Source organism: Pseudoduganella rhizocola, from assembly GCF_045984285.3.
Classification (GTDB): Bacteria; Pseudomonadota; Gammaproteobacteria; order Burkholderiales; family Burkholderiaceae_D; genus Rugamonas.
In genome coordinates, this window is the sequence record NZ_JBJQIK030000014.1 from 39,703 (window position 1) to 53,000 (window position 13,298).

General features: G+C 63.9%; 12 protein-coding genes. 4 read left to right on the forward strand and 8 right to left on the reverse strand.

Annotated elements, in window-relative coordinates; genetic code table 11:
* Positions 1–10: 10 nt before the first annotated feature.
* On the forward strand, positions 11–430 hold the full coding sequence (locus tag ACJRPG_RS22785) for a DUF3597 domain-containing protein (RefSeq protein ID WP_408002397.1): 420 nt from the start codon (positions 11–13) through the stop codon (positions 428–430).
* On the opposite strand, the gene ACJRPG_RS22790 is transcribed toward ACJRPG_RS22785, so the two are convergent.
* Together ACJRPG_RS22790 and ACJRPG_RS22795 are read right to left on the reverse strand one after the other, a co-directional pair.
* Complete coding sequence (locus ACJRPG_RS22790) at positions 431–2,041, reverse strand: methyl-accepting chemotaxis protein (RefSeq protein WP_408002398.1); 1,611 nt, start codon at positions 2,039–2,041, stop codon at positions 431–433.
* A 115-nt stretch (positions 2,042–2,156) separates the two neighbouring features.
* Entirely contained in the window at positions 2,157–2,591 is a 435-nt protein-coding gene (locus ACJRPG_RS22795) for a hypothetical protein (protein ID WP_408002399.1), read from the reverse strand.
* 42 nt (positions 2,592–2,633) lie between these two features.
* Here ACJRPG_RS22795 and ACJRPG_RS22800 point away from each other — a divergent pair, with 42 nt between their 5' ends.
* Positions 2,634–3,308 carry a hypothetical protein gene (locus tag ACJRPG_RS22800; RefSeq protein WP_408002400.1) on the forward strand — a complete coding sequence of 225 codons (675 nt, stop codon included), beginning with the start codon at positions 2,634–2,636 and terminating at the stop codon, positions 3,306–3,308.
* A 1-nt stretch (position 3,309) separates the two neighbouring features.
* Here the strand turns inward: ACJRPG_RS22800 and ACJRPG_RS22805 are convergent, their stop codons facing one another.
* From ACJRPG_RS22805 to ACJRPG_RS22830, 6 genes are all read right to left on the reverse strand, one after another.
* Positions 3,310–4,698, reverse strand: coding sequence for a YfcC family protein (locus ACJRPG_RS22805; RefSeq protein WP_408002401.1), 1,389 nt, complete (start codon positions 4,696–4,698; stop codon positions 3,310–3,312).
* Complete coding sequence (locus ACJRPG_RS22810) at positions 4,695–5,810, reverse strand: succinylglutamate desuccinylase/aspartoacylase family protein (protein WP_408002402.1); 1,116 nt, start codon at positions 5,808–5,810, stop codon at positions 4,695–4,697. Before ACJRPG_RS22810 ends, ACJRPG_RS22805 begins: the two co-directional genes overlap by 4 nt.
* 55 nt (positions 5,811–5,865) lie before the next feature.
* Entirely contained in the window at positions 5,866–8,496 is a 2,631-nt protein-coding gene (locus tag ACJRPG_RS22815) for a DNA topoisomerase III (protein ID WP_408002403.1), read from the reverse strand.
* A 238-nt stretch (positions 8,497–8,734) separates the two neighbouring features.
* Entirely contained in the window at positions 8,735–9,199 is a 465-nt protein-coding gene (locus ACJRPG_RS22820) for a Smg family protein (RefSeq protein WP_408002404.1), read from the reverse strand.
* A 53-nt stretch (positions 9,200–9,252) separates the two neighbouring features.
* On the reverse strand, positions 9,253–10,425 hold the full coding sequence (gene dprA, locus ACJRPG_RS22825; protein WP_408002405.1) for a DNA-processing protein DprA: 1,173 nt from the start codon (positions 10,423–10,425) through the stop codon (positions 9,253–9,255).
* Between the two features lie 8 nt (positions 10,426–10,433).
* The gene (locus ACJRPG_RS22830; RefSeq protein WP_408002406.1) at positions 10,434–11,543 is read right to left on the reverse strand and encodes a LysM peptidoglycan-binding domain-containing protein; all 1,110 of its coding nucleotides are present in this window, start codon (positions 11,541–11,543) and stop codon (positions 10,434–10,436) included.
* A gap of 187 nt (positions 11,544–11,730) precedes the next feature.
* Here ACJRPG_RS22830 and def point away from each other — a divergent pair, with 187 nt between their 5' ends.
* On the forward strand, positions 11,731–12,270 hold the full coding sequence (gene def / locus ACJRPG_RS22835) for a peptide deformylase (RefSeq protein ID WP_408002407.1): 540 nt from the start codon (positions 11,731–11,733) through the stop codon (positions 12,268–12,270).
* A gap of 17 nt (positions 12,271–12,287) precedes the next feature.
* On the forward strand, positions 12,288–13,247 hold the full coding sequence (fmt, locus tag ACJRPG_RS22840; protein WP_408002408.1) for a methionyl-tRNA formyltransferase: 960 nt from the start codon (positions 12,288–12,290) through the stop codon (positions 13,245–13,247).
* Positions 13,248–13,298 lie beyond the last annotated feature (51 nt).

Below are 13,298 nucleotides of genomic sequence, written 5' to 3' on the forward strand. Positions count from 1 at the left end.
GAGAACAGCAATGGGTATTCTCAGCAATATTTTCCGGAAAATTTTCCCTTCATCGCATCCCGCTGTCGCGCAGAAGCCTGCTGCGCAGCCCGGCGCTGCCCCGGCAGCGCCGCAAGCTGCTGCGCCCGCACCGGCCGCACCGGCGCCAGCCGCGCCAACGCCTGCCATGGAAATGGTCGATGTGGAAGCCATCCTGAACGCGAAGGCGCAGCAGGCCGGCCAGCCTCTGAACTGGCGCACCTCGATCGTGGACCTGATGAAACTGCTGGATATCGACAGCAGCCTGCAAGCCCGCAAGGAGCTGGCGCAGGAGCTGCATTACACGGGGGATACCGGCGATTCAGCCAGCATGAATATCTGGCTGCACCGGCAGGTGATGAACAAGCTTGCCGCCAATGGCGGCAAGGTGCCGGCGGACCTGAAGGACTGATCAGGCGCGCAGGCGCAGCTGGCCGGACAGCCGTGCAGGTGCGGCGCGGCCGAAGCCTTGTGCGGACGGCGCGTCCGCCAGCTTGAAGATGCTGACCGCCTGCGCCAGCGATTCGGCCTGGTCCTGCAGCGCGGAGGCGGCAGCGGCGGCTTCCTCCACCAGCGCCGCATTCTGCTGCGTCACGCCGTCCATTTCCACGATGGCCTGGTTCACCTGTTCGATACCGGCGCTCTGCTCCACGCTGGCGGTGGTGATTTCGCCCATGATGTCGGTCACGCGGTGAATGCTGTCCACCACTTCGCTCATCGTCATGCCTGCCTGCTCCACCAGCTTGCTGCCCGCGCCGACCTTCTCCACCGAGTCGTTGATCAGCTGCTTGATTTCCTTCGCCGCCGCGGCGCTGCGCTGCGCAAGGTTGCGCACCTCGGACGCCACCACGGCAAAGCCGCGGCCCTGCTCACCGGCGCGCGCCGCTTCCACCGCCGCGTTCAGTGCCAGGATATTGGTCTGGAACGCAATGCCGTCAATCACGGAGATAATGTCCACGATCTTGCGGGCCGAGGCATCGATCGATTCCATGGTCTGCACCACTTCGCCCACCACGGTGCCGCCGCGCACCGCCACTTCGGAGGCCTGCACCGCCAGCTGGTTGGCCTGGCGCGCATTGTCCGCGTTCTGTTTGACGGTGGAGGTCAGCTCCTCCATCGACGATGCGGTTTCCTCCAGCGAGCTGGCCTGCTGCTCGGTGCGCGAGGACAGGTCCATATTGCCTGCCGCGATCTGGCCGGACGCCGTGGAAATGTTCTCCGTGCTGGCGCGCACCTCGCCCACGATGCGCGACAGGCCCTCGTTCATCGTGCGCAGGGCGTTCAGCAGGCGGCCCGTTTCGTCCGTGGTGCTGACGGTGATTTCGCTGCGCAGGTCATTATTGGCCACGCTGCAGGCGATTTCCACCGCACGGTTCAGCGGCACCACAATGCCGCGCGTCAGGTACCAGGCGGCAGCCGCGCCAATCGCCAGCACCAGCAGGCCGAAAGCGATCAGGAAACGGAGATTGTTCTGGTAAGTCTGTTCGATATGCGCGGCCTGGTTATCGATGTTCTTGCGCTGCGCATCCTGCAGCGCCTTGAGCGCATCAAGGTAGGCTTTACCGGCGGGCATGAAATCCTTCTGCAGCGCGGCTTCCGCCTCCTCCAGCCGGCCCTGGTTCTTCAGCGCGATCACCGCATCGCGCGTGGTCACGTAGTGCTTGCGCGCCACCGCAATGGCCGCGGAGATGCTTTTCTCCTCATCCGTTTCGATCAGCACCTCGATTTTTTTCTGCAAGCTGCTCACTTCCCTGGTGGACGCCGCGGTATCGTCGGCAAAGAAAGCGGTCAGCGAAGGATCGCTGCTCTTGGCGATGGCCGTGGTGCGGCGCACGCTGGTATGGATCAGGCGGTACCAGTCGCCGATCATGCGTTCCTTGGCGAGCGGCTGCTGCATCATGTCACGGGTGGCCACCGCCACCTGCTGCATGTGCATGATGCCGATCGCCGTCATCAGGGTCGTTAATGCTAAAACGAGGCCGAAGCCCAGCGCCAGGCGGGTGCCAATCTTGAAATTATTCATGATTTTTTGACCGGCGCTATCCGTGGAGCAGGAGCCTACCGGTTATATAGTTGCAAGGAAGAACTATAAGTTTACCACAATTAAGATCAAATTGCTGTGATGCAACAATTGCCACTTATGGCCGGTGGTAGCGCTCACCCAGCCTGGTGCTCAACAAATTCTGCAGCTGCTGCATCCGGGCCGGGGACATGCGGGCGATAAAGGCCCGCTGTTCTCCGCCGCCCGTGGTCACGCGGATCTGCCATGCGGCGCCCCGTTGCAGACCGGGCGGCAGCAGCGTCGCGCTGCGGATCTCCGCCAGCGATACCTGCCAGCGGTTGTTGGCCAGCAGGCCGGTGGCGGACAGCGTCTCACCGTCCAGCCGGATACGGCAAGTCCTGGTCAGCAGCCAGACGTGGAGCGCTATCAGCGGAAAATACGCTGCGGCCCACAGCACGGCATTCTCGCGCGGCGCCAGCATGGCGATGAAGATGGCGACGAGGGCCGCGATCACGGCAGCGGACATTTTGTAGTTGCCGTGATCGAAAACGGGCTCTGGCTGGGTATTCATGCACGCATTCTATCCCCGCAGGCGGCGCGCTACAATGTCCTCATGAAAACACTGATCTCCGTCTTCTGCGGGCTGCTGCTCGCCGCAAGCAGCTGGGCTGCCAATCCCACCTTCGGCCAGCACGGCATGGCGATGTTCGGCGGCCGCGATGGCATTTATGCGGCCCACCTGCCCATGTTCCATGCGCCCCACGACTACCAGGTCATCCTGCGCCTCAGCATCGGCGATGCAACGGTCGACCGGCTGGTGAAAGCCCGCCTCGACGGCAGGACCGCGCTGTGGACCATCGCGCCGGAGAACTTCGAGCTGGACCGCCTCGGCCCGGGCGCGCAGCAGCCGCTCAAGACCTTCCAGGCCGACCTGGTGCTGGGCCACTTCGAGCAAGGCGGTAAAACCCAGTACCGCAATGTGCCGGTGGTAGTGGAAGAGGTGCTGATGTTCCGCCGCCTGTCGCCGGCCCCGCATGCGAGCCGGCAGGCGCGCTATGTACAGATCGGCAGCGGCGCGCAGCGCTTCCTGGTGAAGGAGATCGACAGCCGCCCGGACTTCGACCATATCGTCGCCTACAAGGCCGCCGGCGGCGCGGCGCGCAATCCGGTCACGGTGGCCAAGACGGCGCTGAACGAAACGCCCGCCAAGGCGCTGGAGGCCGCGCTGAAGGCGCCGGCGGGCGCCGTCGGCGGCACCATTTATTACTACCTCGACGACCTGCGCTGAGCTACTGCCAGTTCATCAGCGCCGGCGGCACCAGCAGCACCAGGGCCAGCACCAGGTAGATCAGCTGCAGGGGAATCATCCATTTGGCCCAGGTGATCCAGGGAATGCGCGCCAGCGCCAGCACGCCGACCGTGATGCCGGAAGTGGGAATCATGGGCGTGGTGAATTCGCCGAACTGGTAGGCCAGGATAGCGGTCTGGCGCGTAACGCCGACCAGGTCGGCCAGCGGCGCCATGATGGGCATGGTCAGCGCGGCCTGCCCGGTGCCGGAATGGATGAAGAAGTTGATCACCGACTGAATCACGAACATCTTCTGCGCCGCGAACACCGGCGAGGATGACTGCACCAGCGGCATCAGGCCGTGCAGCATGGTGTCGATGATGTTGGCGTCGCGCGCCAGGATCATGGTGCCGCGCGCCAGCGCGATCACCAGGGCGGTCCCCACCAGGTCTTTCGCGCCCTGCACGAAGGCCGCCACCGTTTCATCGGTGGACAGCCGCCCCAGCACGCCCGCCAGAATTGCCATCACGAGGAACAGCGCCGCAATCTCCTCGATGAACCAGCCGAACTGCACCACGCCGACCACCATGATGCACAGCGTGGCCGCGAACAGCCAAAGCACCAGCTTGTGGCGCAGCGTCATGCCCGCGAAGCTGCTGAAATCCACGCCGCCTTCGGCCCGTTTTTCGAGATCCAGCGCATAGGTCGGGCTGCGCGTGGGATCCTTCTTCACGCGCGCCGCGTACCACATCATGAACAGCACCGTGGCCAGCGTGGCGATGCACCAGACAATGACGCGGTAGCCCATGCCGGAGAACACCGGCACGCCCGCTATGCCCTGCGCAATGCCGACGTTGAAGGGATTCAGGAAGGCCGCCGCGAAGCCGACCTGCGAACCGATGAAGGGAATCGATACGCCCACCACGGAGTCGTAGCCCAGCGCCAGCGCGAGCGGCACGAAGATCAGGATGAAGGGAATCGCCTCCTCGTTCATGCCGAAAGTGGCCCCGCCCAGAGAAAACAGCGTGAGGAAGACAGGGATCAGCGCGGCGCGCACGACGGGCGAGCGCGTATGCGCTTTCGCGATCGACTTGATCATGGCGTCGATGGCTTCGGTCTTGTGCAGCACATTGAAGGCGCCGCCCACGATCAGCACAAAACCGATGATCAGCCCCGCTTCCACGAAGCCCTTGATGGGCGCCATCAACAGCGCGGCCAGGCCCTGCGGCTTGCTGGTGACGTAATGGAAGGTGGCGGGATCGACTACCTGCCTGCCGTTCACCAGCTGCGTTTCGTATTTGCCGCCGGGGACCAGCCAGGTCGCCAGCGCGATCATGGCCAGGATCAGGAACAGCAGCACATAGGTGTTCGGCAGCTTGAGTTTTTTCATAGGCTTAACAGGTTCCCAGAGCGGAAAGGTATGGCGCCCGCCACCTTGGCAACATTCATGCCGCGGATGACGTAGCGGTGCGAAAGCCGGGTGAAGAACACGCCGTCAACGCTGGTGCGCAGCGTGGTCTTCGCGCCGGTGAAAGGATCGATGAGGTCAGCCACCGGATCGCCGGCCTTGAGCCGTTCGCCCAGTTCGCGCAGATAGACCAGCATGCCGGCGTGCGGCGCGTCGATCCTTTCCGTGCCTTCCAGCGGCGTGGGTTCGGAAATCGCTGCCGGCATGTCGAAGGCCGGGAGCTCGATGACGCCCTGAAGGGAGAGGTAGCGCAGGATGCCTTCGGCATCGGCGCGCGCGGTATCGTAGTCCACCGACACTTCGCCGCGCAGTTCCACCGTGGCCGCGATGTTCGCGGGAGGGATCGGCACCGAGGGGCCGAAATGCGCGGCCAGGTCCCACCACAGGCGGCTGCAGGCTTCGTCGAAAGGCTCGCCGCCGGCCGCCGTGGTGTACAGCGTGGCGTGCGACTGCATCAGCACCGCCAGCGGCCCGATGGCTTCGCGCAGCGGCGTGCCAGCATAGATGTGCAGCACCGCCTCCAGGTCGCAATGCAGGTCGAGCACGATGTCGGCATCGATCGCCATCGACAGCAGCGCCTTCTTGAGCACCGCATTGTCCGAGGCCGGCTGCCATGCCGCCGTCAGTTCGCGCAGCTGCTCGCGGATCAGGCGCACGTTGCTGTCCGCATCCGCGCCCAGCTTGCCCGCAAGCCTTTCCTTCAGCTGCGGCGCGTAGTGCGGGTAGTTGCGGTTGAAGTTGATCCCGGTGCTCAGGTCATAGCGGCCGAAAGGCCGTTCGTTGATCACCTGTCCCAGGCCGATCGGATTCGCGGCGGGAACGAGGATGACTTCGCCCTTCACCTTGCCCTGCTGGTCCAGCAACTGCAGGCGCTCGCGCAGGCAATGGGCCACCAGCATGGCAGGCACTTCGTCCGCATGCAGGGAGGCCTGGATATAGGCCTTGCGGCCGCCCTTGCTGCCGAAATGGTGGCTGGTCAGCTGATAGCTGACCGGGCCGTGTTCGGCCGACAGCGGATGGTTAATCGTTTGCATGATGAATCCGTATCGAAAGCAAACGGGGCCCGAAGGCCCCGTCGTCTAACTCATCTTACCCGGCTGCGGCCGTTTTCTTGGCAGCGGCTTTTTTGGCAGGCGCCTTTTTCGCTGCAGCCTTCTTCGCCGCCGGTTTGGCGGCGGCCTTGGCTGCAGGCGCCGTGGCCTCGCCTTCCTTCTCCGCAGCCGCCTTGCCCTTCGCGGGCGCTTTCGCCTTGCGCTCCTCGAACTCGAAGCTGATCTTGCCGTCCTTGCCCTTCACCAGGAAGGCCTTGAACGGGCGGCGCGTACGCTGCGAGATAAAGCCCGGCAGCAGGTCGGTCTTGCCCTCGTTGAGGAGCTTGGCCATCTGCTCCGGCAGGATCTCCTGCTGCAGGATGATGCGGCCGCTGCGGAAGTCGCAGGTCTTCGGCTTGGCCACGCTGTGTTCGCACACATAGGCCAGGCCCATCTCGTAGACGCCGCCGTTGCACTTCGGGCATGGGCCGAGCGCGGTCTGTCCGGTGAAATCGACGCCCTCGCCTTCTTCGCCGTCGTCGTCGTTCTGGCCGAAGTCGAATTCGAGCTTGAAGTTCTTGATCTCTTCATCGCGCACGATGCGCAGGATGGCCGCGAACGGACGGCCCATCTTCGAGCGGAAGCCCTGCAGCGGGCCGATGGTGCGGTTCTTCAGCAGCTCTTCCACCTCGGCGATTTCGAACTGGCGGCTGCCCGGCGTTTTGCTCATCGAGAAATCGCACTTGGTGCAGGCGAAGCGGCGGTAGTTCTCCTTCACCACGCTGCCGCAGTTCGGGCACGGCGTCTGCAGCGTGGCGTAGTCGCCCGGGATGGTGTCGTTGTCGTATTCCTTGGCGCGCTTGACGATAATCTGCGTCATCTGCGCGATTTCGCGCATGAATTCCTCGCGCGAGATCTTGCCCTTTTCCATCTGCGACAGCTTGTATTCCCATTCGCCGGTCAGTTCCGGCGCCGTCAGCTCGTTCACGCCCAGGCCGCGCAGGAGCGTCATCAGCTGCGAGGCTTTCGCGGTCGGAATCAGCTCGCGGCCTTCGCGGATCAGGTACTTCTCCGTCAGCAGGCCTTCGATGATGGCGGCGCGCGTGGCCGGCGTGCCCAGGCCCTTGCCGGCCATGGCATCGCGCAGCTCGTCCGAGTCCACCAGCTTGCCCGCGCCTTCCATGGCGGACAGCAGGGTCGCTTCCGTATAGCGCGCAGGCGGTTTGGTCACCAGGCCGTTCGGCGTTACCGATTCGGTGTGCACCTTCTCGCCCTTGGCCACCGGCACCAGCGTGCCGCCGCCCTTCTCGTCATCCGCTGCGGCGTCCTTGCCGTAGATGGCCATCCAGCCCGGGTTGGTCATCACCTTGCCCTCAGTCTTGAACTGGTGGCCCATCACTTCCGTGAAGCGGGTAGTGACCTGGAATTCCGCGGCCGGGAAGAACACGGCCAGGAAGCGGCGCGTCACCAGGTCGTACAGCTTTTGCTCCGGCTCGGACAGGCCTTTCGGCACCGTGCCGGTCGGGATAATGGCGAAGTGGTCAGAAATCTTCGTGTTGTCGAAGATGCGCTTGTTCGGCTTGACCCAGCCCTTGTCCAGGATCTGCTTGGCGAACTGGTTGTAGTTATTGCTTTCCTTGAGCGTTTCCAGCGTGGACTTCACGGTGCCGATATAGTCTTCCGGCAGGTGGCGCGAATCGGTACGCGGATAGGTCAGCACCTTGTGCTTTTCATACAGCGCCTGGGCCAGGCCCAGCGTGTTCTTGGCCGAGAAGCCGAAGCGGCCGTTGGCCTCGCGCTGCAGGCTGGTAAGGTCGAACAGGGCGGGCGCCATCGAGGTGGTCGGCTTCGACTCCTCGGTGACGTTGCCCTGCTTGCCCTTGCAGGCCATGGCGATGGTATCGGCGGCGGCCTTGCTCCACAGGCGCTCGGCGCGCTTCTCCGGATCGTTCTCGTCTTTTTTGAAATTCGTGTCCAGCCAGCGGCCTTCATAGATGCCGGCGGCGCACACGAATTCCGCGCGCACTTCCCAGTAATCGCGCGGCACGAATTTCTTGATCTTCTCTTCGCGCTCCACCACGATGGACAGGGTTGGCGTCTGCACCCGGCCCACGGTGGTCAGGTAGAAGCCGCCCTCCTTCGAGTTGAAGGCGGTCATGGCGCGAGTGCCGTTGATGCCGATCAGCCAGTCGGCTTCGGAACGGCAGCGCGCGGCATCGGCCAGCGGCAGCATCTCGTCGTCGCTGCGCAGGTGGGCAAAGCCGTCGCGGATGGCGGCCGGCGTCATCGACTGCAGCCACAGGCGCTTGACGGGCTGCTTCGCCTTTGCGTTCTGCGCGATCAGGCGGAAGATCAGCTCCCCTTCGCGGCCCGCGTCGCATGCGTTGATCAGGCCGGTCACGTCCTTGCGCTTGATCAGCTTGTTGAGCACCTTGAGGCGGCTCTCGGTCTTGGCGATGGGGTTCAGCGCGAAGTACGGGGGAATCATCGGCAGGTGCGTAAAGCTCCATTTGCCGCGCTTGACGTCGTACTCTTCCGGCACCGCGATTTCCAGCAGGTGGCCTACGGCGGAGGACAGGACGTATTCATCGGATTCAAAGTACTCATCGTGCTTCGTGAAGCCGCCAAGCGACTTCGCGATGTCGTTCGCGACAGAAGGCTTCTCGGCAATGATGAGGGTTTTGCTCATTTATTGGGTTCTCGCTTGCTTTTTATATGGGTTCGGCAGGCCGCATCATACATGGATTGGCTGCGGACCCGGAAGTTTCCACAATCTTGCTCTATGTACATTATCACCGGACTAATAATAAGCGGCCTTTCAAGGGCGACGCAAGCAAACAGCGTCCGGACGCACGGCCGGACCGCTTTACAATTTGCTTTTTTGGCAATAATGCTGCACGCCGGGAAACGGTGCAGCGGGGCCGGAATCAGTGCAGCAGGCGGGGCGCCTGGTCTTCGTCCGAAGCGAAGAGATCGTCGAACATCAGCGCGTCCGGCTCCTTGCCCTGGCTCCACAGCAGCATCAGGACAATGATCTTCAGTTTGCCCAGGTTCACCGGCGCTTCTTCCAGCGCCAGCGCGCGTTCGATCACGATTTCGCGCTGCAGGGGCGACAGCACCTTGGCGCTTTCGAGGAACTGGATGAAGCCGATGGCTTGCGAACCCAGCACATCCTTCTCTTCGTCAACATAGAAGCGCGTGCCGGTCGACAAGGCCGTCAGCGATTGCTCCACGCCTGCCAGGGCGGTCAGGTCGTTGAGCCAGACCAGCGCTTCCGAGATCTCCACGTCGTCGAAGCCGACAGCCGATAGCTTCTTGGCCAGAGCCGCCGGTTCAGGGCATGCTTCGGGCCGGTAATAGGTTTCGTAAAGATAAACAAGGATGTCGAACATGGGCTCTACTCTATCAGCATCGCTCGCCACGGCACAAGTCCCGCACGCTTGCCTCAACGGCGCAAACGGCGGAACAGGCCGCCCGGCAAGCGTTCGATCAAACCGGCCAGTTCCAGAGCGAGCAGGCTGGCCTGCGTGGCCGCCACATCCAGGCGCAGATGGCGTGCCAGTGCATCCGCAGTCAAGGGATCGAAACTGAGGACATCCAACAACACATCGGCCGCGCGTTCAAGTTCATTGATCAACATTGTTTCGCGCGGCGGCGAGGACAGGCCCAGGCCATGTAACACATCGTCGTTGGTTTCCACCAGCACGGCGCCGTCGCGCAGCAGGCGGTGACAGCCGCGGCTCAGCGTGGCATGGATGGAGCCGGGGATGGCAAACACCTCGCGGTTCTGCTTCAGCGCGGCGTTGGCCGTAACGAGCGAGCCCGATGCCGTTGCCGCTTCCACCACCAGCACGCCGCGCGACAGGCCGCTGATGATGCGGTTGCGCACCGGGAACTGCCAGGCGCAGGGCGGCGTGCCCAAAGGGAATTCGCTGACGATGCAACCCTGCTCCGCCAGCTCATGCGCCAGCGCTTCGTTGGCGCGCGGGTAGATGCGGTCGGCGCCGGTGGCGATCACGGCCACGCTGGAGCCGCGGCCGCGCAGGCCGCCGCGGTGCGCGCCGGCGTCGATGCCGCGCGCCAGGCCGGACACGATGGTCAATCCTGCATCCGATAAACATTGGCCGAAGTGCTCGGCATTCAGCTTGCCTTGCATCGATGCGTTGCGGCTGCCGACGATGGCAAAGCACTGGCCGCGCAGCAAGGCCGCGTTTCCTTTTATATACAGCAGCAAGGGTGGATCGTCGATCTGGCGCAGCAGCGGCGGATAGTGCGGATCGTCCAGCGCCATCAGGCGGTTGCCGGGCTGCGCGGCCCATTCAAGGGTACGTTGCGCCAGCGCGCGCAGCTCGTCGCCGGGCGCCGCGCACAGGCTGCGCAGCTGGCCGGTGGACAGGTCACAGCCGATATCGCCGGCCGCCTCCACATCGGCTTCGGTGCCGGGCAAGGCCGGCGGCAGCGCCAGCAGGGCCTCCCTTGCGGCGCTTGGCGTGCCGAAGCGCCGCACCAGCGCGGCGGCGGTCATGCGGCCCACGCCCTCGGCAAGGCCGAAATGCAACCAGGACGCTAACACTTCGGCGTCCTGGTGAATGGTGTCCGGGGTATCCGTGGCTTGCACGGCGTCGCTCACTCCGCAGTTTTAGCGACGTCGCCAACCTCCACGGGTTCCGTCACTTGCATGATCAGGCCGTAAGAAACGTGCTTGAACACGCGGAAGATAAACAGGCTGCCCACTTCTTCATCCGGCAGCTTGACCTTAGGCTGGCCCAGGTTGTGCCAGCCTTTGCTGGCGCCCGGATCCGTCACCGTCTGCCCCCGATGGTACAGCTGCAGCACGGAGCCGACATCGAGTCCGTCAAGCTTTCCGCGATTAATGCTGACCACCTGGTTCTGGCCGGCATGGGTCACGCCGTTATAGATGGCGAGCACGCGCGCTTCCACCGCCACTTCGGGCGGATGCGGCACATAGTTCTGCATCGGCATCGGCGGCGCCTGCATCAGCAGGTCGCCCTTGCCCATTTCTTCCTTCGCGCTGGCGACCACGAAGGTGTGCACATCGGTGCCGGGCTCCGCTTCCTTCTGCAGCTTCAGGGTGCCGAGATAGAAGGCTTCCTGCGCCACCACGGCCCTGGTGACGGGATCGCGCAGCGGCTTGCCGGGACGGAATACCTGGAAGGACGTGCCGCCATTCAGCTTGCCGCGCACATAGGCCTTGTCGCCCTTGCCGATGAAGACATGGTTTTCCTGCGTGGCGATGATGCGCGGCGCATCCTTGAGTTCATCGCCTTCGATGATCAGCGGTTCGGTGAGGAAGGGTTCGATCACGCCGCTCGGAATCGAGGTCACGGCATCCTTGCCCAGGCCCTGCATGCGCAGCTGGGGCGACAGGCGCAGCGTGGACGGATCGCCCGCGCCGCCACTGCCATCGCCGCCAACGCGGTTGCCCAGGCGCAGCCGGCCGGCCTTGCGGTCGAACCAGATGATCTGGCCGGGATAGATCCAGTGCGGGTTGGCGATTTCTTCGCGGTTCATGCCCCACACCTGCGGCCAGCACCAGGGCTTTTCGAGGAAGGTGCCGGAAATGTCCCACAGGGTGTCGCCCTTGACTACCACGTGCTGGTCCGGCGCATTGGGCTTGAATTCGCAGCGCATCTGGGCCAGCGCGGAGACGGCCGGCACTACGGTCAACAGGGCCGCCGCGAACAGGCGGGCGCCGACTGTGTTAAAATTTTTCATGAAATCATCCGTTACGTGCGGCATCGACGCAGGCCTGAAAGGCTTGCCGTAGTGAATCAAATTCTGCCCATATTACCCTTAACTAGCAAGAGAAACCACGCGCTGCCGCCAGCCGACTCTGTTGCATTTTTGTGGTGGGCAAAGGCCGATTCAGCAACATTCTTATCAAGTCACCAAGCACAGTAGTATGGCCAAACTGAATATTCTCCGCTATCCCGATCCGCGCCTGCACAAGGTCGCCCAGCCCGTGACCGTGTTCGACGAGCGTCTTGCCACGCTGGTCGCCGACATGGCTGAAACCATGTATGACGCACCGGGCATCGGCCTCGCGGCAACCCAGGTCGACGTGCACGAGCGCGTGATCGTCATCGACCTCAGCGAAACGAAAGATGCGCTGCAGGTCTTCATCAATCCCGAAATCCTGTGGGCCAGCGACGAGCGCAAGGTCTACGACGAAGGCTGCCTGTCGGTGCCCGGCATTTACGACGACGTGGAACGCCCGTCCAAAGTGAAGGTGCGCGCGCAGGACGTGAAAGGCGAGTTCTTCGAGATCGACTGCGACGAGCTGCTGGCTGTCTGCATCCAGCACGAAATGGACCACCTGATGGGCAAGGTATTCGTGGAATACCTGTCGCCGCTGAAGCGCAACCGCATCAAGACCAAGCTGCTGAAGGAAGAACGCGGCATGGAGCGCGAGAAGCAGCTGCGCGCCAACGGCCGCCGCTGATACCGAAAGGGGACTCGATGAAAGTCATCTTTGCCGGCACGCCCGAGTTTGCGGCGGTGGCCCTGCAGGCCCTGCACGAAGCAGGTTTCGAGATTCCCCTGGTGCTGACCCAGCCCGACCGCCCGGCCGGGCGCGGCATGCACCTGCAGCCGTCCGCGGTGAAGCAGTATGCGGTGGCGCATGGCATGCCGGTGGCGCAGCCGCTGTCGCTGCGCATGGACGCGAAGGATCCGCAGCGCGCGCAGGAAGCCCGCGAAGCCCACGAGCGGCTGCTGGCCACCGATTACGATGTGATGGTGGTGGCGGCCTACGGCCTGATCCTGCCGCGCTCCACGCTCGATATCAAACCCTGCATCAATATCCACGGTTCGCTGCTGCCGCGCTGGCGCGGCGCCGCGCCGATCCACCGCGCGATCGAAGCGGGCGATGCGGAGACCGGCGTGACCATCATGCAGATGGAAGAAGGCCTGGATACGGGCCCCATGCTGCTGATCGAACGCACGCCCATCGGCCCGCAGGATACGACGGCCGTGCTGCATGACCGCATCGCCGCCATGGGCGCGCAGATGATCGTGAAGGTGCTGCGCAAGATGGAACAGGGCATTGTGGAAGCCGTGCCGCAGCCGGAAGCCGGCGTGACGTACGCGGCCAAGATTGCCAAGGAAGAAGCGGTGCTGGACTTCACCCAGTCCGCGCGCGACATCGGGCGCAGGATCCGCGCCTTCAATCCCTTCCCCGGCGCGCACGGCGAAGTGGACGGCACCGTCATCAAGCTGTGGGGCGCCGAGGTGCTGGACGCGGGCAGCGATGCCCCTGCGGGCAAGGTGCTGGCCGCCGACGCGCAGCACGGCATCGTGGTGGCCTGCGGCGGTGGCGGCGCGCTGCGCCTGACCGAGCTGCAGAAACCGGGCGGCAAACGGCTGCCGGCCGCGGAATTCATCAAGGGCTTCGCGCTCGAAGGCAAGACCTTCACCTGAGCCGTTGCCGCCGCCCTGCCCTTGCGCTAAGCTTGGCGGCAACCCAACTCA

Coding starts and splice junctions, on each gene's coding strand:
- ACJRPG_RS22785 (WP_408002397.1), top strand. CDS start 11: ATGGGTATTCTCAGCAATATTTTCCGGAAAATTTTCCCTTCATCGCAT.
- ACJRPG_RS22790 (WP_408002398.1), bottom strand. CDS start 2,041: ATGAATAATTTCAAGATTGGCACCCGCCTGGCGCTGGGCTTCGGCCTC.
- ACJRPG_RS22795 (WP_408002399.1), bottom strand. CDS start 2,591: ATGAATACCCAGCCAGAGCCCGTTTTCGATCACGGCAACTACAAAATG.
- ACJRPG_RS22800 (WP_408002400.1), top strand. CDS start 2,634: ATGAAAACACTGATCTCCGTCTTCTGCGGGCTGCTGCTCGCCGCAAGC.
- ACJRPG_RS22805 (WP_408002401.1), bottom strand. CDS start 4,698: ATGAAAAAACTCAAGCTGCCGAACACCTATGTGCTGCTGTTCCTGATC.
- ACJRPG_RS22810 (WP_408002402.1), bottom strand. CDS start 5,810: ATGCAAACGATTAACCATCCGCTGTCGGCCGAACACGGCCCGGTCAGC.
- ACJRPG_RS22815 (WP_408002403.1), bottom strand. CDS start 8,496: ATGAGCAAAACCCTCATCATTGCCGAGAAGCCTTCTGTCGCGAACGAC.
- ACJRPG_RS22820 (WP_408002404.1), bottom strand. CDS start 9,199: ATGTTCGACATCCTTGTTTATCTTTACGAAACCTATTACCGGCCCGAA.
- ACJRPG_RS22830 (WP_408002406.1), bottom strand. CDS start 11,543: ATGAAAAATTTTAACACAGTCGGCGCCCGCCTGTTCGCGGCGGCCCTG.
- def (WP_408002407.1), top strand. CDS start 11,731: ATGGCCAAACTGAATATTCTCCGCTATCCCGATCCGCGCCTGCACAAG.
- fmt (WP_408002408.1), top strand. CDS start 12,288: ATGAAAGTCATCTTTGCCGGCACGCCCGAGTTTGCGGCGGTGGCCCTG.